Consider the following 20798-nt stretch of genomic DNA (forward strand, 5'->3'; position numbering starts at 1 on the left):
TCCGTAAAAATGACTGCACAGAGGCCGGTATTTTTGAGCCATTAAAACTTAAAGTTATGGCTTCAAAACATCAAGTACCTTGCCTGAAAACGAAAACAGACGGGTACTGTCCTGATAATTTATTTACACTGCCTGAGTGCCCCTGAACTGAATTCAAACCTAAACCTTATCACTTTTTATGCAAATTAACCGTTATGACACCACAGGAAACACCGGCAAAAAGCTGATCGGCCGCTACCGGCGTGACGATGAGCAATTCGGGGAAAAGGCTTTAGATGAAGCGGAACTAGTGCCACCCCACGGCTCCTATGGCCATCTATTGTTCGACCCCCGGTGGCAGTCAAAGCGCAGCGGGATCATGGCACGTGATCAAAGCTGCTGTGTTATTTGCAAAGGCGTTGACGAGCTCCAGGTACATCACCGGCAGTACCATTATGTCAGGGAAGCCAAAGGGTTTAAAGTACCCTGGGATTACCCGGACCACTTGCTGATCACCTTATGCAAAAGCTGCCACCAGCGCGGGCACAGTAAATTTAAAGTACCGATAGTAATCATTTGAAAATATGTTTGGTTTTACAAAACGCACCGGGAATAACGGCATACCACTGCCGCCCCTGAACGGGCATAATCCGGGTACTGCCCAGGCCTTGCCCGAAGTCGAAGAACGGGTTTTTATCGAGTCAGCGCCCCCCTCTGCACCGCCTGAGGCGACAGCCGTCCCAACGGAACATCATATCGGGATTCTCTACGCTTTCCTGGACCGGAACCACGAGGTAAAAGGATACGATGACGCGCTGCTGAATCCGGATATCAGTAACCTGAACCAAAACCTGGATTCGCTTAAAAGCGAACTGATCCGCACACTCAAAAAGGTAAAAACGTATTACGAGGATTTTATCCAGGAAACGGAATTCCACATCATCAGCCGTTCCCGGAGCGGCATGGTGGATATGGTCGAAGAGCTGGAGATGAAAAAAAAGATAGCGCAGGGGCACATCGCCAAAGTAAAAGCCATCGAAGATGACACCGCGCAGGATGAAGGGGATTGTAAAGGCATCCTGATCAGTTATACCCGTGGTTTCAAAAACGGCCTGGCGGCAATTTCCCATCACCATATTTTATCGAGGAGGTTTTAACGATGAAAGACAGGTGGATCAAATTCGGCTGTTTCCTGACGGGTTACAAATATGAGGTCCTGCAAGGCTGTAGTGAAATTGCGCATCGCGCCGTTAAGCGCTATACGGCCGCACTCTTGATCATTTGTATCTTATGGGCGTTTATTGGCTATTCCTTTGTCAGCAAATACCTCGCGGCAGAATGGTATTACAGTATTCTTGGCGGAGTTTTATTCGTGCTGATCATTTTGCAGGTAGAACGGCAGATTATTCTTTCTGATTCGCAAAGTAAATGGAAATACGGCGTGCGCGCTTTTATTGCCCTGGTAATGGCCGTCATCGGATCGATCATTATCGACCAGATCATTTTCCGGGAGGATATCAAACACAAAGAATTATTCGAGCTGAACGCGCAGGTGGATTCTTTATTGCCAGCGAGAGAAAGGGAACTGAAAGCCCAAGTAGCTGAGACGGACCTTAGCATTAATAGAAAAGAGACTGAACGCAAAGCACTGGTCGATGAGCTGACGAAAAGTCCAACAATCAATGTGATGAGTAAAAAAAGTGATGATATTGCGGTGCCTACCATTACGACTGACACCAATAAAACCACCACGACAAAAACAAATCTCGTTAGAAAAACGGCGGTAACCATTAGTTCCATACCTAACCCGAAATTGTCAATGCTGGCACCAATTGATGAGCAAATTAAAGAAATGCGGGCCATTAAAGTGGATCAGGAAAATCGAATATTAAAACTGAGAGACGAAGTGACGCAAGAGGCAAAGGCGAACAGCGGTTTCCTGTATGAATTGAAATTGATGTACAAAATTCTGCGGGATTCCGGCCCTGCGCTTTTTGTTTGGGCGTTGTGGGCCCTGCTGTTGCTGGGCATCGAGATTTTTATCATGGTCAACAAAATGACCCATGGAGACACCGATTACGACGCAACCATACAGCATCACATGGAATTACAGAAACGCAGGCTGAAACTAATGGCCATGCAAATGCCGGAGGTTCAAAATAGTTAACATTTATCGAACAGCAGATGGCTTGGTCATATCGCAAATCTTTCGGTTCCGGTCCCTTCCGTATCAATTTTTCCAAGTTCACACCGTCCGGTTCTATCTCAAAATCTACGATCATGATGCAAGATGAATAATACGGCGCAATACCTGCCTTTCCAACCCGGAATCGAACAGATCGCCGCTGGTGATCTCCCATTCGGTTTCCATCAACTCCACCTCGGCGGCAAAGCCTCCATTGGTAAAGACGAGGAAGCGGCCCTTATCGGGCATCAATTGGATATATTTGCGCTCATGATCGGTCATAAGTAAAGGACAGCCTGGTGTCCGGGTCATTGCCGCGCAGGAATACCGGCTGGTGATCTTACCATAATGCGCGGCGGCGCGATTTAAATATCGCGCCATTTTTAACCATTTTTGGCGCAATAACTCTATATTGCGCCACTTTTTTCGTATATTTGGCGTGATAATAAAGTATTGCGCCATTATGAAAAAGGAAGCAAAACCTAAAGCAGCGGAAATTTTAGCTATACTGGCCAGGTTTCCAGAGGGAGCGGGTATTGAAGACATCGGTTTAAACAGCCCAGGTACGCCGCGCAGAACGCTGCAAAGGTGGCTGGAAAAACTGGTAATGGAGGGCATCATTGATGTTTCCGGGAAAGCGCGTGCAACCATTTACAAATTAACTGTCGCAGCGGCTAAACCAGAGGCCGCTGCAGCCGCAGACCAAGCACTAATACCGATTTCCCTGCCTGGTGAATATGTACGTAGCCGGGTTATTGCACCTATACAGGGCCGCAAGCTCGTCGGTTATAACCGCACGTTTCTGGAATCTTACCGGCCCAATGTTGACAGCTACCTGACCAAAGATGAAATGGCAAAACTGGCAGCAATTGGTGGTCCCCGATTGGAGCAACCTGCCGGAACCTATGCGAAACAGATACTTAATCGCTTACTCATTGACCTATCCTGGAACTCTAGTCGTCTGGAAGGCAATACCTATAGTTTACTGGATACAGAGCGGCTGATCGGGCAAGGCGAAGAAGCAGATGCCAAAACGGCCAAAGAAGCACAGATGATTTTGAATCACAAGGATGCTATTGAGTTCATTGTAGAATCGGCTGAAGAAATTGGTTATAACCGTTACACGATTACCAACCTTCATGCGATGCTGGCGAATAACTTGCTGGCTGACCCGCAAGCGCCGGGACGGCTTCGTTCAATGGCAGTAGGCATTACCGGCTCCGCGTTTACACCGCTGGCAATACCGCAATTGGTCAGTGAGTTATTTGAACTGATTTTAGCAAAGGCGGCTGAGATCGCAAATCCGTTTGAGCAATCATTTTTTATAATGGTGCACTTACCTTACCTGCAACCATTCGATGATGTAAACAAACCTGTTTCGCGTATATCGGCAAACATTCCTTTTATTAAGCGGAATCTATCGCCTTTGTCTTTTACTGACGTTCCGGAAGATTTGTACAGCCAAGGCATGTTGGGTGTTTACGAACTCAATGACATCAGCTTGTTAAAAGACGTCTTTTTATGGGCTTATGAACGTTCGGCCTCACGTTATGCAGTCGTTCGTCAATCGCTTGGTGAACCGGATACCTTCAAATTAAAGTATCGTACCCCAATGCGTGAATTAATCACGGGCATTATTGTACAGTCTCTAAATTCGAAAGACGCCAGTATCGTCATTAAAAGAAACGCGCAACGGTTGCCCGATGCAGATCAGGAAAAATTTATTGAGGCAGTAGAAACCGAATTGCTTTCCTTGCATGAAGGCAACTTTGCCAGGTACCGGGTGAGCCCTCAAGCGTTTACGCGGTGGAAAAGCGGCTGGAAAAAATTATACAAACCTCTTAAGTCGTAAATGACTGCCAACCTTAAAACAGGCAATTTTAAGGTTGGCTTACCGAGCCCATTAAACGACAGACTTCATTTTTTTCTCTCAAAAGCATGGCAGAACCGCGTAAAAGACAGGGACTGGTTTGATCTGGAATGGTACATCAGAAAAGGTGTACCGCCTGATCTTGATCACTTCCGGCTCCGCGCAAAGGATACCGGTGACTGGACCGGGGAGACGAGATCCAAAGAACAGGTACTGAAGCTGCTTAGGGACAAAATAAACGGAGTGAATTTCCGCAGTGTAAAAGATGATGTTGTCCGGTTTATTGCTGACGACAGCGCGTTAGAAATCTGGGGACCTCAATATTTCCTGGACCTCGCCGAAAAATTAAAATTCAGCAGCTGATTGAAACACGGCAACAGGGTTCAAAGCAAAAACCATCCTGATGATTGCAGATTTATTTGCTAATAATTTTAGCATTCAAAGTCTTTTGCTTATCTTTGTTTATGGCTGCGACGAATCAAACCTTACTGGTACTGACTGCTTATGCAGGACTGGCCGGCGCCTTGCTCACCCAGCTGCTGACCGGCTTGTTTACGTATTACAGCGACCAGCGGAAGGCGAAGCTGGAACGGGGAAATTTGTACCGGTCGAAGCAGGCGGAAGTAGCCGAGCAGTTCTATTTCATGACCGGAGAGACGATGGGGGTGCTGCGCAAGAGCGTGGAGTACTGGAAGGATAAGAACAGGCAGCGGAGCGAAGCGGGCGTGGCATTTTTTAACCGGGAGATGAAGCAGCTGGATGCCTACCTGGAAAAGCTGCAGGCAGAGAACTGGAAGCAGAACCTGGTCAGCTTGTATTTCGACGTGAACTTATCCTATGACCGGGTGATCGCCGCCAATATGCGCTCGCACACCCTATACCTCGATTTGCTGGATACAGCGGAGCAGATCACGAAAGCCGGAGGCGAAGAGAAAGAACGGCTGCTGGGCAGGTATCATTTGGGCCTGTTTGATTTATGCGCCCAGTATGACGATATTTATAACCTGCTGGCAAAGGATATGGCCAGCGTAAAGGCCGCCCTGCTCAAGAGCTACAACCTGTCCGGACGATCACGCGGGACAAAAGGTAGCTGCGCTAATTGAATATTTTCGGGATGGAGAACCGATCGGAGAAAACCCGTAAACTTACGTTTTGAAATGTGGTTTTGGTATTTGATGGGTCAATGACCAATAATTTTATAAAATGCGTCGCGGTAAATATCCCCGACCGGGATCAACTGGCCGCCAATCTGGATGCGGCTTCGCTCTACGGAAGATATGTGCCGCAGGGAAACGATGTAAGATTTATGTACCCGCATAAATTCTTTCGGTGGCAACTGGTTTTCTAGCTTTTTCATGGTCTGCAGGCTCAGGATGCGCCCTGCGGTGGTATGCAGCGTGATATAGTTCTGCAAGCTTTCAATAAATAAAATATCCCGCAGATTGACCTTTTTTATCCGGTGCTCAGTTTTGATGAACAGGTATTCGCTTTGATTATAATGATCAGAAAACATTTCATTCTCTGCTGATAAGCGGTTCTTACTGTCATGGCCCAGGACCTGCAAAGCCTTCGCCGCAGCCCGGTAAAAGCGGTCGAAAGCGATGGGTTTCAGCAGGTAGTCAATCACATCATGTTCAAATCCCTCCAGCGCGTATTCCGGATAAGCAGTGGTAAGTATCACTTTACATTGTTCCCCGGCTATTCTCATAAACTGCAGTCCGTTCAGCTGAGGCATCTGGATATCTAAAAATACCAGGCTGATCTGCCGGTCCCGAACCATAGATAAGCCCTGGATGGGGTCAGTGGCCGTGCCGGTCAATTCCAGAAAGGGCACCTTCCGGGTGTAGTCAGCCAAAATGTCTATGGCCAGCGGCTTGTCATCGATAATTAAACAACGGATACGCATACGCCTGTTCGCAAAACCAAATTAACCCTATAAAATTCATCCCCGTCATTAATTTCCAGCCGGTGTCTGCCGGGGTAGACCAGGCCGAGACGGCGCTTTACATTGTTCAGCCCGATGCCGCCGGTATGATCCTTTTGGTAGTTGTTCCTTTTATTGCAGACAGAAAAACTGATGCTTTCGCCGGCAGCCGTTAAAGCTATCGTAACCGGGTGCTCCGGTTCATTTAAAATTCCGTGTTTAAAAGCATTTTCAACAAAAGGGATAAACAGCAGGGAGGCCACCTGCTGGTCGCCTGCATCACCTTCCATTTCAAAATGGATATAGGCTTTACCCTTGGCGCTGATGCGCTGCAGCTCGATCGCATTTTCCAAATACTGTATCTCCTGCCGTAAAGGCATCAGGTCCGCATTACCCTCGCGGAGCATATACCGAAGGAGTTCTGAAAGTTTAAGTAAAGCTTCAGGCGCACGTTCGGCTTTCTGGTAGGTAAGCGAATAAATATCATTGATGGTATTGAATAAAAAATGGGGGTTGATCTGCGACCGCAGAAAGGCCAGTTCGGCGGTTGATTTTTCCTTTTGCAGTTCCTCCTTCAATTGCTTGTCTTTGTACCAGTTTTCAGCAAAAAAGTACAATTGGCCGTAGATGAAATACTTGGGGAAATAATAAAAAAAGATATTTTCAATATAATCTTTCACCGGCCAGGGATGGCCGCCATAATTATCAAACCCTAAAACCGGTAAAAAGAAGTGATATTCAAGCAGGTAACGTAAACTCACAATACCGGTTAAGGTGAACAGGGAATAAATGATACCGCGCAAATATTGCCGGTAAACAAAAAACTGCGGCGCCACAAACCAATAGCTGCTATAGAAACAGCTGAAGGGGATGCTTTGGTAACAGCATTGTATTCCTAAGTTTTTGAGAAAAGCAGGCAGGTCCTGTGGCGCACGGCTGTCTGTATAGCTCAGCCCTACCTCACTGAGAAACAAAACGCTCCAGGCGATAAGATGGATGTAAATGATCTGCTTGCGCTTCATCTGCTAAATATAAAACGTGTTCAAGGTTAATCAGCATAAAAATACATGAACGGGCAATTTTTATTGATGAAACCTGACAACAGTATATCAATACTAATCAGCCGTTCGTCAATCGCATTCTTTGTGGCAGCGTTGTGCTATGATTTTTGCCTGGGAAAGCAAACTCACCATGAAAAAGCTGATTATCCTGTTACTTTTTATGCCGCAGTATCTCATCGCGCAAAATTATATAGCCAAAGGCGATTCCTGTTTTAAAGCAAAAGATTATGTCTGCGCAGGCACCAATTATGATCGCTACCTCAAGACGGACGATTCCAATGGTATCGCTTATCTGTCGGCCTTGTCATGGAGTTTGGCCAGCGATAAGGCCAAAGCACTGGAAGCTATCCGCACCTACGTTAAGTTTAATTATTCGAATGGTGTTTTTGTGTTCAGCAAACGTTTGTTAAAGGACAAAAATTTTGATTTCCTGGAAAGCGACCCGCAATGGAAAACGATCATAGCCGGGGTACAGGCCAAAGAGCAGGAGATCATGCAAAAGCAGCAAAAAAAGGTGGATTCAGTTTTGGCGATCCAGCACCGGCTCGAGCGGGATGCGATGCTGACGAAGCTCAATTTCAATCATGACAATGCGGAAGCGGCTTATCAAAAAATAAAGCATTATAATGGCTACCCTGCTATCAGGGAAAAATATCTTTCCCTGCAATTTCAAATGACAGACAGTACGCATACGGCGTTTTTGGTCGTGATGCCCCCGGACTACAACCCCAAAAAATCCTATGCCGTATTATTTTTCTTACATGGGGCAGTAAGTTCTAATACGGGTTACCTGGATATGGCGGAACCCGGCTGGGATACCGGCGGCTGGAACCGCTTTTATACCAAATATGCCGGCGAGGTGATCATGGTTTATCCGCATGGCAATAAGGACTACAACTGGATGTACCCGGATGATGGCTTCTTTATGGTCCCGGCAATGTTGAAACAGGTCAAACAGATTATCCATATCGATGATGACCGGGTGTTTATCACCGGGCATTCCAACGGCGCGACCGGTTCATTTTCCTACTTAATGAAACAGCCATCACCCTTTGCCGGCTTTTATGGATTCAATACCCGGCCGGGAGTGGAGACGGGTGGTACTTATATCCGCAATATCCTTAACCGCTCGTACTTTAATGTATCTACCGACCAGGATTACTATTACCCGCCCGGCGCCAACGACTCATTAGCTGTACTCATGAAAAAAATAGGCGCCGATTATCAGGATCACCGTTATCATGGTTTTCCGCATTGGTTCCCCAAGTTTGATGCGTCGGAACCAGCCCATAAGCTGTTGTTTGAGGACCTGGCCAACAGGAAACGTGACCCTTTTCATTCAACCATCTACTGGGAGTGCGACGATGTAAAATATGGCCGTTGCGATTGGCTACAAATAACTGCACTCGATACCACCGTCAAACGGGCAGCCTGGCAAAAAAATATTAATTTCGAAATAAAGAAATGGATTGTATTAGGGAAAAAAGACTCCTCCATAACCCGTGACACACTGCTCCATGGTTTTACATACCGAAAGAGTTCCGGAGCTATAAAAGCTGCTTATAAAAACAATATTTTTACAGTACTTACTTCGGATATTAAATCGTTTTCTATATTGCTGTCGCCTGAAATGGTTGATCTCCGCAAACCAGTGACCGTCATGGTAAATGGCAGGATTTACTGTAAGCAAAAGGTAAGCTACAACAAGGAATTTTTGCTGACAGGTTTTCGGAATACCGCCGACCGCTCAGCGTTATGGGTTAATCATATCGAGGTACTGCTGTGATTGCTGGTTGAGTAAATTAGGCAGCAGCAGACCTTTCTCCCATTGTGAGATTGGTCCACTGTCCTAGACGCCCATCAATTTTGCAAGGGATTTCTGCGTAAAACCATGCGTTTACGATGAAGACGTAATCTTATTCGGAATCGGTCTATGTCCTGGTTTCATTCTCAAACGATAATAACGCGCAGCCAGTGAAGTCGCCTCACATACACTTTTGAACAACCTCGCTTATATCTTTATAGCCATCTTTGCTATAACCCACCTGGGAATACCTAATCATTCCGTTTCTATCTATCACGTAGTTGGTTGGATATTCATCAGCCAGGTAGTCCTTTACAAAGTTGGGACTTGGAGCATACCAAACTTTAAAAACCATGGTATGGTTGGCTAAGAACCTTTTTATGTCTTGTTGTTTATCAAGGGGCGCTATTGCAATATATTCAATATTTTTTCCTTTATACTTATTTTTAAAATACTTAAACGCATTAATTTCCCTGATACAAGGGCCACAAGTTGTAGTCCACACGCTCAGCACTACGACTTTTCCTTTAAGCTCCGAAATGTTTATAGGCATTTCTTGCATAGTACGAGCAGAAAATATCGGGGCCGGTTTGCCACATAAATTTTTTACTGTAGCGTGCTTTTCAAGGAATTTTCTCGCCATCGAAGTATCCTGCCCATAGGCGAGCGAAGCGAATAGAACGAAAAGCATGATTGCGGTTACCGGCTTTTTCATGGCGAATGGTATTTCACGTAAACTTAGGAAATTAATTGCTAACCAACAACTTGTCGATATTCGACGCATCTATGCTTTTTGTATCCATAACCTTTTTGTTTTTTACATAAAACACCTTGGGGAATACGTCTACTAAGCCGTTTTTATAGCCAACCAGTTCATTATCAATTACGATGCAGTTGTCTGGCACAATCTTAAGGGAGTATTGGCTAGAGACCTTGGCCACGGTATTTTTATGGGCGGATTCAATGACGAATAATAACCGGTTGTTGTGTTGTTCTTTTTTGATGAACGTGAGGCACTCGTCAATACAGGATTCGCACCCCGCGTCGATATTCACGAAATATATTTTTTCCACTGCATCGGTAAACCGCTTTTCCTGTTTGAGGGTTTTTACCGTTTGGTCGATTTTTGCTGTCGCGGCCTTGTCGTACTTTTCAGCACAAGAACTCCATACAAGGACAAAAAGAATAAGAAGAGTGGTTTTCATATCAGGATAATTAGATTTTAACAAGTTTGTATAAAGCCATTGAAACCCTGTCCTCCGCATCGTCAACATTGACGTACAAACCCTCCTCGGTTACAAGACAGGCTAAAAACGAGACAGTATCAGGAACTTCAATTTCGCCTATTTTTTTAAAGTCCTTATTGAGGATGACGATGGACTTTTGCTTCCACCATTTTTTCTCAGAGTATGCTTTATCAGTTATTGGCTTAAGGGCGAACCGGTAGTACACATCCCTAAAATTGTCATAATAAATAGGGCCGTAAGATGGGCTTTGCAAAAAGAATCTGTTGTACCCATCAAAATCATCTCTGACTTTCTGCATTGGCTTAACCTCCCCAAGGAACTTGCTGCCCGCGTAATGAGCTGCTAGCGTGTCAGCACCGGTCACATAGATGTTATTATCTGCCGGAAAGCTGAAGACAATCTTTTTTGTCGCCGGGTTGTAGGCATGATAAATGTACATATAATTCACGCCAAAAACGCCGTCGCGGTAGGCGTCAGGATATCTGTATTCGTACGTTTTCGCTCCCGTTTTTGTGTTGTATTTTAATAATATTTCTTTATCCTCAAAACTGCTTTCCTTAGTTGCGACTTTGTCTGGAACACTGTTTAGTAACAACTCATCACCCTGTTGAATCAACGGTGCATAACAATAGATTTGAGGCAAGCCGCTGATGCCATCTGGTGGATTGTTTTGAAAATTCACCTTCGATATTATATGCGAATTATGATCTATTATGTTTAGTACATACCTGCTAAGTACGTAAATTGAGTCAAGCGATTTTATAAAATAACTGTTGACTATGGCACCAACTGCGTTCGCGCCTTTGGTGTGTATGTCAATCTTGAATTTAAATTTCGCCGTTTTAAAGTCATAGAAATAAATCGAGTTGAATTGCTTGTTAAGAAACGTGAAATACGTTACAGAGTCCGTTTTAAAAAGCTGGGTATTGCCGATATTTGGGTTCGTTAGCGAATCCAACAAGAATGATACTTTCTTTGCTGGTGCTAAGGTAAATTGGGATTCAAATTTATACGATTTGTTATCAACGGAAACATGCCGACTGTGCTGTTTGCAAGCGCCGAAAATAAATAAAGAGAGGAATAGAAAAACGGTTTGTTTCATTTTTGTAAAATAATGAGTGGCTGCATTTTCAGCAACCACTCAATTTGGATTAATTAGAGAGACAATCGGCTTTTGCACCGCAAGCTGCAGCATCCCCGCCGCAATCTACCGTGGTGTGTCCAGGTGACGTGGTTTGGACAACACAATAGTGTGACAGTACCACCAACGACCTCGCTTTGACTTTCATGTAACACGTTACCGAGACTGCAAGCACAACCCCGAACAGTAATAATTTCTTTTTCATAATTTTAAACTTGATATATAAATAAATTTTTAATTATGATTTTATGCAATCGCCAACCACTTTACACACAGTGCCGTCGCCGATACAATCGATGGTGCCTTTAGTTGGCGTTGAGGCCACCAGTACACAGCCATGAGTGTCTGGCGGAATTTCATTCGCTTTCGCTTGTTTGAAAGCAACGGCTGCAAACCCCAACAGGAATAAGACAGCCCAGATTTTGTTTCTTTTCATTCTGATTTTAATTTAATTGTTTATGATTAATGTTAATAAATCCGAAATGGGTAAAAAGTAGTACATGTTCGCCTTTCCATTGACAAGGTGGTAGGTTTCTATCAGCAAGTTACCTTTTTCGAGTGTCTATTTTTAACCTTTACAATGTAGTTCCGGTATTTTAGGCTTGGCATTTGGAATCTATAGTGATTTATCGAGAATTATAGAGTCGGCGCCATTTTCAGATAAAAGTTTGCGGCCATCGTTACGCGCAATTATCAAGGTAAGCAATTCTTTTACCTGGACGGTAAAAGGAAGCAGCTCGGTATTAGACATCATAATAAACCTTTTCTTCTTATCGATCAGCTTTATAAAGTTAATGTTGATAAGGTAGGACTGACTGATCCTTACGAAGTCATTTGAATTCAGTTCCTCATAGAATCTTTTTAGCGAGGTGCATTGAATAAAATGATCTCCATTGACCAGATAGATTTGTGTGTAGTTATTATCGGATTTACAGTAGATGATTTCTATTGGGTTGAGAAAAAAAATCTTATCTAAGGAATTTATCAAAACTCGCGTCATGGCCTTGCAATATTGGGGTTGTATGAACTAATTCAATCCTTAAATGACGGTTTTGTTCCTTTTGTAAATTTTTATTACAGACCCTTGGAACAGCAGCGTTTTTTTGGCGGTCGTTGCATTTGATTCAATGGTGATAATTTTGTCGGTGTATCCGAGGTTTCCATGTGACTTGAATAAAACGGCGATGGAATCGGTTCGCCCGGGCAAAATAGGCTTGCTCGGCCATTTTGGGATAGTGCAGCCGCACGTTGAGGAAGCGTTATATATTATTAGAGGGGTTTTGCCCGAATTTTTAAACTTGAAGTAGTACAGTACTTGGGAACCGTCCGGTATCGTTCCGAAATCGTATTTCTCACGTTCAAATGAAATCTCAGCCGAGGATCCGGGAAATATTTGCCGCAGCGAGAAACTTGAATCGGCGCGGGGGTAGAGCGTCAGGTAGCCGATAAACAATATTCCAAGGCCAATGGCGGATAAAATGATAGTGTTTGATAACTTTTTTGTGTTCATATCGAATGTGATTAGTTGTGTTCAGGTATTTGGTGCGTCCTTTTGGCCTGTTACATCGAAAAGGCCTTAAGGTAAATGGGAAAATAACTATTGGAGGTTTGCAGTATTGATGCGAGGATCCTTTTTAAATCGTTCCTGCTTATCAGTGCACCGGTGGCGGGCGGTGCCAATTCAGAGGGCTGGAGGGCCGGAGCACGAGTCACCTTTGTCGCAACCCAACTTACGTTTTCATGCGGTAGTGTTACCTGGAGGATTAGACCGGGAGCGCCATTGAATGATTCTGGTCCAGACGCGATGGGGATTCGTTCAGCATAAAATGCAACCACATATATTGAATCGAGAATAATGGCATTGATTCTCCGACAATTATACCCGGCAATCATCCTCGTCTCGTCAGTTAGCTTCCATTTGATTTTTTTACTGGTATCAGACAACAAAAACACCTTTTCGAAGATGGTCTTCTGGGTAATGCTTTTTTTAGATTTGACGTCAGTGAAAACAACGTTTGGTTGTCCAGCAATTACATTAAGCGCGTAAAAAGGGTCTGCGATATTCTCGCCTGCCCTGGCAGGGGTGAACAAGGACTGGTTTTTATCAAAAAATAACGTGCTTTTTGATCTCCTGAACTGCGACTGGGTGCTTTTATACCGCTCCAATGAACTTTGCATGACAACGTCACTGTTGCTGTTCGCCACCGCCCTTCCCAAGACAGCGTACATGTTGACCGTCTTTTCATATTCAACCCGCCCCGTGAAAACAAAGGTCGTGTCTTGCGCGAACAGAACTGCGAAATTAACAGAAAGGAAAAATGTGATTGCTATTATTTTATTCATACCTAGTATTAGTTTTGACCGCTTGCGCCCCCCTCATGTGTGAAATTCCAAATGACGGCCAACTTAATGTACCGCCGAATGGTACTTTCTTGTGTCTGCTGAATTACGTTGTAGTTCGCCACCCTGTTGAACCCAGTGTTCTGATTTAGTAGATCGTTTCCCGAGAGCGCCAGTTGGAGATTCTCTTTTTTGAAGAATTTCCTTGCAAGAGTTGCGTTTAATAGCACTTGGTGGAACGACCGATCAAAGATTTGCGTTTTTGCCAGATAGGTGTATTGCGCATCGGAGCTAAACTGAATTTTTCCGGGGAAATAAATTGTGAGACCACCATCTGCATTGAAACTTTTGCCATTGTTATTTGCAGATTGAAGCGATGATTGGCTGACAACATACCCTGGGCCAGCATTCAGATAAATATCAAATTTGTCTTCTACACTTTTGGATATTGTGCCTTGTACAATGTAACTAGACGATTTGGTTCGATTAACGACGTCGTTTGAGAAGCTGTAATAGAGGTTCCCGTACGCATATAAGTTAAAACCCGCGTTCATGCCCAACTTTTGCACCTTTCTCCGTACGTTGATACTTAGACGGTAGTCAGTTGGTTTTTCTCCGTCAAAGTTTGATGACTGGTACGCCGCTTGACCGGTCAAATGATCGTATCGCACGTTGGTCACGATGGCGTTTGAAGTTATGCCATAGCGCCCGCTGATATAAATTGACTGCTGTGTAGCAACTTTATATGAATTGTAACTAAAACTAATACTATTAACGTGAGTTCGGGATAAGAGAGGATTATAAAAACAGTTTTTGTTAAATATTAACTATTTGAATATCAATAAGTAAGCATATTTTGTTATATTTAAGTGTCGAATTCAAACGATAACATTGTATGCTTACTCCCTCTAAAATTATTGAAATTTTCGTCAAAGTCGATGACTTTTGTAAAGAATTTGAGGACGAGATACTCAAACATCAACTTGAGGCGACTAATCACAAGGTCAGGAACCGTAAAGCATCGCTGTCCGACAGTGAATTGATTACCATACTAATCGCTTTTCACAGCGGACATTTTACCAATTTGAAGCACTTTTATCTATGTTGTATTTGTGCTCATTACCAGGATTATTTTCCCGGCCTGGTATCTTATAATCGCTTTGTTGAACTGGAGCAAAGAGTAGCCGTACCCATGATGCTTTTCCTTAAAACCAATTGTCTTGGACAGTCGCGGGGTATCAACTTCATCGATTCAACACATATCAAAGCTTGTCATAACAGGCGCATCCATAACCATAAAGTATTTGCCTCGGTGGCCGAAAGAGGCCAGTGTTCTATCGGCTGGTTTTATGGATTCAAACTACACCTGATCATCAATGATAAAGGTGAAATACTATCTTTTTACCTTACAAAGGGCAATGTTGATGACAGAAATATTAAGGTAATGATCTCCATGACCCAGGATATCTTCGGTAAATTATTCGGCGATAAGGGCTACATATCAAAAGCTTTGGCTGACTTGCTTTGGGGCAATGGCATACAGATGATAACCAAACCCCGCAAAAACATGAAAGACTTTAATATCTCACAGGCTGACAAAATAATGCTTAGAAAAAGGGCCATCATCGAATGTGTCAACGATGAACTAAAGAATATCTGCAAACTTCAGCACACACGGCACAGATCGGTCAATAACTTTTTGATGAATACCATGGGCGTACTTTGCGCTTACCACTTCTTTCCTAAAAAGCCCTCTCTTAATATTATATTTGATGAGCAGGACAACCAGCTTTTGTTAGTTGCTTAACCCGAACTCACGTTAAAATAGCCACCGGATGATGCGCGGGTATACGAGACGATAATCGAGTCCTTTGCATTTAACACAACAATGGAAGCATCTTTCAGATTTTTGTATGTCGTAGTATCGACTACCTGACCTTTAATTCCAGGGGATGATTGGGCGTGTGATTGATAAAAGTATAAAACAACGAGTGTAAGGCATAGGAATACGGACTTCATGATACGGTTTAAATACAGGGTAAAGATATTAATCGCCCGTTATAATGCAAATTTTTTTCGCGTCTAATTAAATTTTTTTTCGTCCGTATTAAATAATAACGCCTGCGCGCGAACTTGGCTAAGACCGCATAGTGCGACTGCAAATTAGTACAAACCGAAAAATTCACCAAAGATACTCGGCTTCCGCATGCCTGCGCATTCGCCCCGGAAGGAGCTGCTGCGTAAACCCGCACTGCGTTTGCGCACGGGCCATTTATTCCGTTCCTCCTTGCGGGTCGTGTCCTCGCCTCGTTTAGCGCTTTCTTTTTTCTCTTTTTGTTTTTTTGAATCAGTATTAAATGGAGGGGAAAAAACAGGGTAACGATGCGTAGAAATACGCTTGATACAAACGGGTGAAAATTGCGATATTAGGGAATACTAAACAGTATTCACATGAAGACCTCAACCATGCACTTGCTCAACTATCGGCACTTTGAAAACCTTCAACTGTCCGCTACAGTCTTCTGCCTTTTTACAAACAAGTGATCGTGGTAAAATGCCGCAACTGCATTGCAGGCAATCCCCTGACCGGCCAAAGCCTTCGAAAACGCAGCAGTCAATCCAACGGCCTCCAACGAAGAATGAACCGTTAGTGTGATCCAGGATGCCACAAACTCATAGTTCAATTTCCGTTCGTCTGCGGTCTCACGGCTGACGACCATTGTGAAACCCTCTTGTTCTTTAAAAACCAGGACGATGTCCTGCAGGTATATCCCGGTCAATTCATCCGCCGTGCAAAAAACAAAATCACCGTCATTCAGCTTTGGCTTCATCGTCTTTAAAAGTTTAATTAAATCTGTTTCGGCTTTCACGGGTTTCATTTTTTTAAGAAGCTCATATTGGGGATCCAGGCAAATAGTCCTTATAGTTGTTTCGCTGCAGATTCCCGGTGTCATGGCTTTACCGCGATAACCGAAATCTCGATGGCTGCATTCCTGGGCAGCGCCGCAACCTGAACGGTTTCCCGCGCCGGAAACTTGCCGGTGAAATAGTTGCTGTAGACTTCGTTCACCTCGGCAAACACCTGCAAATCCGTGAGGAAAAGGCTGACTTTGACAACATGGCTGAAATCCAGTCCTGCCTCGGTCAATATAGCCCTGATGTATTCCATAACTTGCCGGGTTTGCGCCCTTATCCCCCCGGGCACCAATTGGCCATCAGCTGCGTCTATGGGGATCTGCCCGGCGACGAAAACTAAGTTTCCTGAGGCTACCGCCTGGCTGTAAGGGCCATAGGGTTCCGGCGCATTGTTAGAAAGAATGATTTGTTTCATATGATTCGCTGATCAATTTTTGTCCTTCAACGGCGGGATCTTATTCCCTGGCTGGCCATCTCATGAACGCATTACGTGCGTTAGTCGCATTCGGGGATTTTAACTTACATTTTTGAAGAAATATTTTCATGATTGCAGGGAATACCGGTATCCGGACCGGCCAAAATGTCCCAAACCAATACCGCTCAGCGGCTGTAAGCCGCGGCAATTGCAATAAGAGGACTTAACCAACTAAAAATCAGGCGCAGATGCATTTGACAAATTTAAATTTCATTATATTCAGACACTTAATCTTATCGCAATGAAAATAATATCTCCGCCTTTCTTTCTGCATGCTATTTTAGCATTCCAATCACTTAATGCATCCGGACTTTCACCAAACCGGTGCAAGCGGGATATTCAGTTGCTGGGCGGACGGAAGCTTTAAATCAACCGATACTTCGACCATATTTGTCCGAGGGGCATTTAATAGGCAGGCCAGGAACGCCAGCCTGAATGATGTCCAGGTACAGCTGGGCGGGTCGTTCAGTATTTTTGGCGCAAATTCCAAATAGAAACGGCCGCACTTATCTGAATTTTCTTAACCGCCGCCATAAAGTTTTTATTAAAATTGGGCGCCGTAACCGGCATTTCCGGGAGTATCTGCGCCGTGTCGGCATTATAATCCGGGGGGAGCCCGTGGCCCGTCAGCCTGGGTCTGCGATAGCTGGCTATCCGATCAGTTTTAAGGCGATGCCTTGGAGCCCGGTATATATTTCCAGGTAATACTGGATGGTTTTGAATTTAAACTCTTCCCAATAAGGCTCCATCGGATTCAATGCACTGTTTTTGGCAAACATCTTGTCCAACACAAACCCGTGCGCATCAGCCTGCTTTTCAACGACTAGCCGTATATCGTCTTCATGAACTATTCCCGGAAACCTTGACAGAAACATCAGCTGAACAGAAATTTTATCACTGACCTGAAGACGCGGTATCTCTACGATGAAAGAAGATTCACCCTCCATTATCCTTAATTTTTCAGATAATGCAAAAGACTCAACCACATCAACTTTCAAATCGACCATGTTGAAGAATTCCGGTTCCTCCCTCCCGGCGACCGGTTTTGTGCAGAAAAACTTTTGGGCTTGACCGTCATAGTAGTATCTTGCCCCGCCATTGCCCGGGGCGGTCATGGCATAACAAAGCCAGTGTAAATTGAATAGCTGTAATGAATTCATGCACTGCGAAAATAAAAAAGTAAAGCACAAAGCCGGTTATGAGAAATTTTAAAGCAGAAGCCGGACATCGCTTTCATATGCAGCTTAATCCGGAAGGAAATTTTTACATCACGAATAAGGACCATTGCCCTGCGATATATCATAAAGCAGAGGAGCTTTTGGATAAGGCGATCAAAATTTACGGGCGGGAAGCGGAGGTTCTTCCAGGCGCAGAAGGCTAAAGATATTTCCAGGAAATAATTGACAAGCTTATCCTTTAACATATGGGTGATTTAAATAAAGTTGTGGCGGCCAGGATCAAGGAGAAACGGCTGGAACTTCGGTCCACTGGCCGGAAACCTGCTGCGCCGCCTCCTAAAATTTGGGTTAAACAACCTGTTGAGTACTGATTACTCGCTGCGCAGGCTTTTTACCGGGGTCACTAAAGCAATTTTAATGATCTGGAAGCTGACGGTCACCAAGGCGATCAAAATGATCATGCCGGCGGCGAGCGCAAATACCTACCAGGACAACGGCGCACGGTAGGCAAAACCTTGCTGGAAGCCATTAGTCGCAGGCCAGGCCAGCGGCATGGCGATAGCAATCGCTATAACGATCAGTAAGAAAAATTCGCGTGACAGTAGAACAAATAAGGCGTTTACGCCCGCGCCAAGCCCTAAAAGAAAAACAGCCTAATTTTGTTTGAGAACCTTACGCCAGTTAAGTTACGCACAAGTGATCGCGTTGCCGATGACGCGCATTAGCCATCAGGGGGCCACAATATTTCCTGGACCTCATCGAAAAATTAAAATTCAGCAGCTGATTGATCATATTTGCGGGTCGGGAGCATATTATCTGTATCTTTCTGCATGAATAAGATCCCGGTATCAAAGATCAGCCGTATCAGCGAGGAGTTCCTGGCGGGAACGCTGAAAACGGCCAAACTGGCCGCTGAACTTCATATTACCCGCCGCACTGTCGCAAGGCGGGTTGCAAAACTTAAGCGGCTCGCAGCTGCGTTTCCTGATAAACTTCAGGACCTTAGCTTTAACCCGCCGCGGCAGCCAAGGGAGAAAACGCAGCTTTACCGCGATTTGATCGGCATCTTACCCGTCCTGGTTGACCGGGCGGCAACGCCCTGTTTGTATGCCGAAAGCCTTTGGGCGGAGTACCGGAAAATTTACCCGCAGGGGTATGGCAAGTTCTGGTTTGAACACCATTACAGGGCATGGCGTGCATCCAATCAGGTATGCCGCTTCTATAACCAGCGGGTCCGCGTGATCAGCCCGGAAGACGATGCCATTTTGCAAAAATGGCGCAGTGCCGGCTCCCGCGAACAATGGAAGAAAGCTACGGTCATTTTGGGTTCTTTCGCCGGGCGTACGCTGGCAGAATTAATGGGGCAAGTGGAGAAAACCCGCCCGACGTTACTGGAATGGATCGAAAACTACAAGAACGGCGGCTTACGCAAGCTGGACCTGCAGCCTTACACCACCTGCCCGGCATTGCTCGAAGGCGTGCGCCTGAAACAGGAGAACCTGACCAGGTTGCTCCACCAGGCCCCAAAGCTGCACGGTTTTAACCGTACATCCTGGCGGGTGGAAGACCTCGTTACCGCTTATCAAGCGGTATATAACCTGCCCATCAGCCGCAGCTGCGTGCTCGAGAACCTGCATAAAATGGGACTCGGCTACTATAAGTCACGCGAATTGCTGACCAGCCCCGACCCGGATTTCCGCGAAAAGCTCGGGCATATCAAACACATCCTGCGGAACCTCGGCGAGCATGAGCGGTTTTTTTCTGTTGACGAATACGGGCCATTTGCCATCAAGCTCAAAACAGGCCGCTCTTTTACCCGCGAAAGGCAAACCGTGCCGCAGGTCCAGAAAAGCAAGGGCTGCGTGGTCCTAATCGCCGCGCTCGAGCTTTCGCGGAACCAGGTCTCGCATTTCTACAGCTATAAGAAGAATACCGACCAGATGATCCGGCTGCTGGACCTGTTGCTGGAAGAGTACCGCGATACGGAAAAGCTGTACCTCTCCTGGGACTGCGCCAGCTTCCATGCCGCAAAGAAACTCTATGCCCGGCGCGACGAGATCAACAGTGAAGCTTACCGGCTGCAGCACCGGACGCCGCTTGTCGAATTTGCGCCATTACCCGTATCTGCGCAATTCTTAAATGTTATCGAATCTGTTTTCAGCGGCCTCGCCAGGGCGGTGATCCACAACAGTAATTATGGCTCTGCCGAAGAATGCCGCGCAGCGATCGACCGGCATTTTATGGAGCGTAACCGGCACTTTCGGGAACATCCGCGCCGCGCCGGTAATAAAATCTGGGGGCAGGAGCTCGTCGCCCCTGAATTTCATGAAGGCCGCCATACCAAGAGCCTCAGCGCCATGCGCGGCGCACGGTAAATCTTATCACTGACCTGGAGACGCGGTATTTCTGTCAGGAAGGAAGATTCAGCGTCCATCTTTTTCAATTTTTCAGATAACGCATAGACGCCACCGCATCAACTTTCAAATCGACCATGTTAAAGAATTCCGGCTCCCCCTCCCACCTGCCGGTTTTGTATAGAAAAACATTTGGGTTTGACCGTCATAGTAGTATCTTTCCCCGCCATGAATTCATATACTGCGAAAATAGAAAACTAAAGCACAAAGCCGGTTAGGAGAAATTTTAAAGCAGAAGCCGGAGATCGCTTTCATATGCAGCTT

At 45.1% G+C, this 20798-nt stretch carries 27 protein-coding genes; 12 read left to right on the top strand and 15 right to left on the bottom strand.

Going from position 1 to position 20798, the window contains the following annotated elements; genetic code table 11:
- Positions 1 to 178 precede the first annotated feature (178 nt).
- Genes Q3W13_RS04690 through Q3W13_RS04700 form a run of 3 tightly spaced genes read left to right on the top strand, consistent with a single transcriptional unit; the run spans position 179 to position 2146 of the window.
- Positions 179 to 559 carry an HNH endonuclease gene (locus Q3W13_RS04690; protein ID WP_302861757.1) on the top strand — a complete coding sequence of 127 codons (381 nt, stop codon included), beginning with the start codon at positions 179 to 181 and terminating at the stop codon, positions 557 to 559.
- A 4-nt stretch (positions 560 to 563) separates the two neighbouring features.
- Positions 564 to 1136 carry a hypothetical protein gene (locus Q3W13_RS04695; RefSeq protein WP_302861759.1) on the top strand — a complete coding sequence of 191 codons (573 nt, stop codon included), beginning with the start codon at positions 564 to 566 and terminating at the stop codon, positions 1134 to 1136.
- Between the two features lie 2 nt (positions 1137 to 1138).
- The gene (locus Q3W13_RS04700) at positions 1139 to 2146 is read left to right on the top strand and encodes a DUF4407 domain-containing protein (RefSeq protein ID WP_302861760.1); all 1008 of its coding nucleotides are present in this window, start codon (positions 1139 to 1141) and stop codon (positions 2144 to 2146) included.
- Positions 2147 to 2257: 111 nt separating this feature from the next.
- Here the strand turns inward: Q3W13_RS04700 and Q3W13_RS04705 are convergent, their stop codons facing one another.
- The gene (locus Q3W13_RS04705) at positions 2258 to 2545 is read right to left on the bottom strand and encodes a hypothetical protein (RefSeq protein ID WP_302861762.1); all 288 of its coding nucleotides are present in this window, start codon (positions 2543 to 2545) and stop codon (positions 2258 to 2260) included.
- Between the two features lie 82 nt (positions 2546 to 2627).
- Here Q3W13_RS04705 and Q3W13_RS04710 point away from each other — a divergent pair, with 82 nt between their 5' ends.
- The 3 genes from Q3W13_RS04710 (at position 2628) to Q3W13_RS04720 (ending at position 5137) form a co-directional block, all read left to right on the top strand.
- Entirely contained in the window at positions 2628 to 4016 is a 1389-nt protein-coding gene (locus Q3W13_RS04710; protein WP_302861764.1) for a Fic family protein, read from the top strand.
- Complete coding sequence (locus Q3W13_RS04715; RefSeq protein ID WP_302861765.1) at positions 4017 to 4397, top strand: hypothetical protein; 381 nt, start codon at positions 4017 to 4019, stop codon at positions 4395 to 4397. It abuts the gene before it with no gap.
- 101 nt (positions 4398 to 4498) lie between these two features.
- Positions 4499 to 5137, top strand: coding sequence for a hypothetical protein (locus tag Q3W13_RS04720; RefSeq protein ID WP_302861767.1), 639 nt, complete (start codon positions 4499 to 4501; stop codon positions 5135 to 5137).
- A 77-nt stretch (positions 5138 to 5214) separates the two neighbouring features.
- On the opposite strand, the gene Q3W13_RS04725 is transcribed toward Q3W13_RS04720, so the two are convergent.
- Complete coding sequence (locus Q3W13_RS04725; RefSeq protein ID WP_302861770.1) at positions 5215 to 5940, bottom strand: LytTR family DNA-binding domain-containing protein; 726 nt, start codon at positions 5938 to 5940, stop codon at positions 5215 to 5217.
- Positions 5922 to 6980 (bottom strand): sensor histidine kinase, encoded by a 1059-nt coding sequence (locus tag Q3W13_RS04730; RefSeq protein WP_302861771.1) that lies wholly within the window; start codon positions 6978 to 6980, stop codon positions 5922 to 5924. Before Q3W13_RS04730 ends, Q3W13_RS04725 begins: the two co-directional genes overlap by 19 nt.
- Before the next feature lie 169 nt (positions 6981 to 7149).
- On the opposite strand from Q3W13_RS04730, the gene Q3W13_RS04735 reads away from it, so the two are divergent.
- Entirely contained in the window at positions 7150 to 8805 is a 1656-nt protein-coding gene (locus Q3W13_RS04735) for a hypothetical protein (RefSeq protein WP_302861772.1), read from the top strand.
- Between the two features lie 199 nt (positions 8806 to 9004).
- Here Q3W13_RS04735 and Q3W13_RS04740 read toward each other — a convergent pair whose 3' ends face one another.
- The 8 genes from Q3W13_RS04740 to Q3W13_RS04775 form a co-directional block, all read right to left on the bottom strand.
- Positions 9005 to 9538 carry a TlpA disulfide reductase family protein gene (locus tag Q3W13_RS04740; RefSeq protein WP_302861773.1) on the bottom strand — a complete coding sequence of 178 codons (534 nt, stop codon included), beginning with the start codon at positions 9536 to 9538 and terminating at the stop codon, positions 9005 to 9007.
- A gap of 31 nt (positions 9539 to 9569) precedes the next feature.
- Positions 9570 to 10028: a hypothetical protein gene (locus tag Q3W13_RS04745; RefSeq protein WP_302861775.1), complete on the bottom strand. Its 459-nt coding sequence runs from the start codon at positions 10026 to 10028 to the stop codon at positions 9570 to 9572.
- A 10-nt stretch (positions 10029 to 10038) separates the two neighbouring features.
- Positions 10039 to 11172 (bottom strand): DUF4221 family protein, encoded by a 1134-nt coding sequence (locus Q3W13_RS04750; RefSeq protein WP_302861776.1) that lies wholly within the window; start codon positions 11170 to 11172, stop codon positions 10039 to 10041.
- Between the two features lie 277 nt (positions 11173 to 11449).
- A complete protein-coding gene (locus Q3W13_RS04755; RefSeq protein ID WP_302861777.1) occupies positions 11450 to 11647 on the bottom strand; it encodes a hypothetical protein in 198 nt (65 codons plus the stop codon).
- A gap of 180 nt (positions 11648 to 11827) precedes the next feature.
- The gene (locus Q3W13_RS04760) at positions 11828 to 12211 is read right to left on the bottom strand and encodes a LytTR family DNA-binding domain-containing protein (protein WP_302861778.1); all 384 of its coding nucleotides are present in this window, start codon (positions 12209 to 12211) and stop codon (positions 11828 to 11830) included.
- A 39-nt stretch (positions 12212 to 12250) separates the two neighbouring features.
- The gene (locus Q3W13_RS04765) at positions 12251 to 12721 is read right to left on the bottom strand and encodes a DUF1573 domain-containing protein (RefSeq protein ID WP_302861779.1); all 471 of its coding nucleotides are present in this window, start codon (positions 12719 to 12721) and stop codon (positions 12251 to 12253) included.
- A gap of 50 nt (positions 12722 to 12771) precedes the next feature.
- Positions 12772 to 13554, bottom strand: a complete 783-nt coding sequence (locus Q3W13_RS04770; RefSeq protein WP_302861780.1) for a GLPGLI family protein — start codon at positions 13552 to 13554, stop codon at positions 12772 to 12774.
- 8 nt (positions 13555 to 13562) lie between these two features.
- A complete protein-coding gene (locus Q3W13_RS04775; protein WP_302861781.1) occupies positions 13563 to 14231 on the bottom strand; it encodes an outer membrane beta-barrel protein in 669 nt (222 codons plus the stop codon).
- Positions 14232 to 14446: 215 nt separating this feature from the next.
- Between Q3W13_RS04775 and Q3W13_RS04780 the strand changes: the two genes are divergently transcribed.
- Positions 14447 to 15358 (top strand): IS982 family transposase, encoded by a 912-nt coding sequence (locus Q3W13_RS04780; RefSeq protein WP_302861782.1) that lies wholly within the window; start codon positions 14447 to 14449, stop codon positions 15356 to 15358.
- On the opposite strand, the gene Q3W13_RS04785 is transcribed toward Q3W13_RS04780, so the two are convergent.
- From Q3W13_RS04785 to Q3W13_RS04795, 3 genes are all read right to left on the bottom strand, one after another.
- Positions 15355 to 15570, bottom strand: a complete 216-nt coding sequence (locus tag Q3W13_RS04785) for a hypothetical protein (RefSeq protein WP_302861783.1) — start codon at positions 15568 to 15570, stop codon at positions 15355 to 15357. The genes Q3W13_RS04780 and Q3W13_RS04785 overlap by 4 nt on opposite strands.
- A gap of 482 nt (positions 15571 to 16052) precedes the next feature.
- Entirely contained in the window at positions 16053 to 16430 is a 378-nt protein-coding gene (locus tag Q3W13_RS04790) for an ACT domain-containing protein (RefSeq protein ID WP_302861784.1), read from the bottom strand.
- Between the two features lie 71 nt (positions 16431 to 16501).
- On the bottom strand, positions 16502 to 16882 hold the full coding sequence (locus tag Q3W13_RS04795) for a RidA family protein (protein ID WP_302861785.1): 381 nt from the start codon (positions 16880 to 16882) through the stop codon (positions 16502 to 16504).
- A gap of 359 nt (positions 16883 to 17241) precedes the next feature.
- Here Q3W13_RS04795 and Q3W13_RS04800 point away from each other — a divergent pair, with 359 nt between their 5' ends.
- Entirely contained in the window at positions 17242 to 17436 is a 195-nt protein-coding gene (locus Q3W13_RS04800) for a hypothetical protein (RefSeq protein ID WP_302861786.1), read from the top strand.
- A 156-nt stretch (positions 17437 to 17592) separates the two neighbouring features.
- Here the strand turns inward: Q3W13_RS04800 and Q3W13_RS04805 are convergent, their stop codons facing one another.
- Positions 17593 to 18102, bottom strand: a complete 510-nt coding sequence (locus Q3W13_RS04805) for a hypothetical protein (RefSeq protein WP_302861787.1) — start codon at positions 18100 to 18102, stop codon at positions 17593 to 17595.
- 38 nt (positions 18103 to 18140) lie between these two features.
- Between Q3W13_RS04805 and Q3W13_RS04810 the strand changes: the two genes are divergently transcribed.
- The 3 genes from Q3W13_RS04810 to Q3W13_RS04820 all read left to right on the top strand — a co-directional run bounded on the left by Q3W13_RS04810 (position 18141) and on the right by Q3W13_RS04820 (position 20495).
- Positions 18141 to 18323 (top strand): hypothetical protein, encoded by a 183-nt coding sequence (locus Q3W13_RS04810; protein WP_302861788.1) that lies wholly within the window; start codon positions 18141 to 18143, stop codon positions 18321 to 18323.
- A gap of 157 nt (positions 18324 to 18480) precedes the next feature.
- A complete protein-coding gene (locus tag Q3W13_RS04815) occupies positions 18481 to 18627 on the top strand; it encodes a hypothetical protein (protein WP_302861789.1) in 147 nt (48 codons plus the stop codon).
- 287 nt (positions 18628 to 18914) lie between these two features.
- On the top strand, positions 18915 to 20495 hold the full coding sequence (locus tag Q3W13_RS04820) for an IS630 family transposase (RefSeq protein WP_302861790.1): 1581 nt from the start codon (positions 18915 to 18917) through the stop codon (positions 20493 to 20495).
- The last annotated feature ends 303 nt before the right edge of the window (positions 20496 to 20798 follow it).

The sequence above is a fragment of the Mucilaginibacter sp. L3T2-6 genome (assembly GCF_030519355.1).
Classification (GTDB): domain Bacteria; phylum Bacteroidota; class Bacteroidia; order Sphingobacteriales; family Sphingobacteriaceae; genus Mucilaginibacter.

Coding starts and splice junctions, on each gene's coding strand:
- Q3W13_RS04690 (WP_302861757.1), top strand. CDS start 179: ATGCAAATTAACCGTTATGACACCACAGGAAACACCGGCAAAAAGCTG.
- Q3W13_RS04695 (WP_302861759.1), top strand. CDS start 564: ATGTTTGGTTTTACAAAACGCACCGGGAATAACGGCATACCACTGCCG.
- Q3W13_RS04700 (WP_302861760.1), top strand. CDS start 1,139: ATGAAAGACAGGTGGATCAAATTCGGCTGTTTCCTGACGGGTTACAAA.
- Q3W13_RS04705 (WP_302861762.1), bottom strand. CDS start 2,545: ATGGCGCGATATTTAAATCGCGCCGCCGCGCATTATGGTAAGATCACC.
- Q3W13_RS04710 (WP_302861764.1), top strand. CDS start 2,628: ATGAAAAAGGAAGCAAAACCTAAAGCAGCGGAAATTTTAGCTATACTG.
- Q3W13_RS04715 (WP_302861765.1), top strand. CDS start 4,017: ATGACTGCCAACCTTAAAACAGGCAATTTTAAGGTTGGCTTACCGAGC.
- Q3W13_RS04720 (WP_302861767.1), top strand. CDS start 4,499: ATGGCTGCGACGAATCAAACCTTACTGGTACTGACTGCTTATGCAGGA.
- Q3W13_RS04725 (WP_302861770.1), bottom strand. CDS start 5,940: ATGCGTATCCGTTGTTTAATTATCGATGACAAGCCGCTGGCCATAGAC.
- Q3W13_RS04730 (WP_302861771.1), bottom strand. CDS start 6,980: ATGAAGCGCAAGCAGATCATTTACATCCATCTTATCGCCTGGAGCGTT.
- Q3W13_RS04735 (WP_302861772.1), top strand. CDS start 7,150: ATGAAAAAGCTGATTATCCTGTTACTTTTTATGCCGCAGTATCTCATC.
- Q3W13_RS04740 (WP_302861773.1), bottom strand. CDS start 9,538: ATGAAAAAGCCGGTAACCGCAATCATGCTTTTCGTTCTATTCGCTTCG.
- Q3W13_RS04745 (WP_302861775.1), bottom strand. CDS start 10,028: ATGAAAACCACTCTTCTTATTCTTTTTGTCCTTGTATGGAGTTCTTGT.
- Q3W13_RS04750 (WP_302861776.1), bottom strand. CDS start 11,172: ATGAAACAAACCGTTTTTCTATTCCTCTCTTTATTTATTTTCGGCGCT.
- Q3W13_RS04755 (WP_302861777.1), bottom strand. CDS start 11,647: ATGAAAAGAAACAAAATCTGGGCTGTCTTATTCCTGTTGGGGTTTGCA.
- Q3W13_RS04760 (WP_302861778.1), bottom strand. CDS start 12,211: ATGACGCGAGTTTTGATAAATTCCTTAGATAAGATTTTTTTTCTCAAC.
- Q3W13_RS04765 (WP_302861779.1), bottom strand. CDS start 12,721: ATGAACACAAAAAAGTTATCAAACACTATCATTTTATCCGCCATTGGC.
- Q3W13_RS04770 (WP_302861780.1), bottom strand. CDS start 13,554: ATGAATAAAATAATAGCAATCACATTTTTCCTTTCTGTTAATTTCGCA.
- Q3W13_RS04780 (WP_302861782.1), top strand. CDS start 14,447: ATGCTTACTCCCTCTAAAATTATTGAAATTTTCGTCAAAGTCGATGAC.
- Q3W13_RS04785 (WP_302861783.1), bottom strand. CDS start 15,570: ATGAAGTCCGTATTCCTATGCCTTACACTCGTTGTTTTATACTTTTAT.
- Q3W13_RS04790 (WP_302861784.1), bottom strand. CDS start 16,430: ATGAAACCCGTGAAAGCCGAAACAGATTTAATTAAACTTTTAAAGACG.
- Q3W13_RS04795 (WP_302861785.1), bottom strand. CDS start 16,882: ATGAAACAAATCATTCTTTCTAACAATGCGCCGGAACCCTATGGCCCT.
- Q3W13_RS04800 (WP_302861786.1), top strand. CDS start 17,242: ATGCATCCGGACTTTCACCAAACCGGTGCAAGCGGGATATTCAGTTGC.
- Q3W13_RS04805 (WP_302861787.1), bottom strand. CDS start 18,102: ATGAATTCATTACAGCTATTCAATTTACACTGGCTTTGTTATGCCATG.
- Q3W13_RS04810 (WP_302861788.1), top strand. CDS start 18,141: ATGAGAAATTTTAAAGCAGAAGCCGGACATCGCTTTCATATGCAGCTT.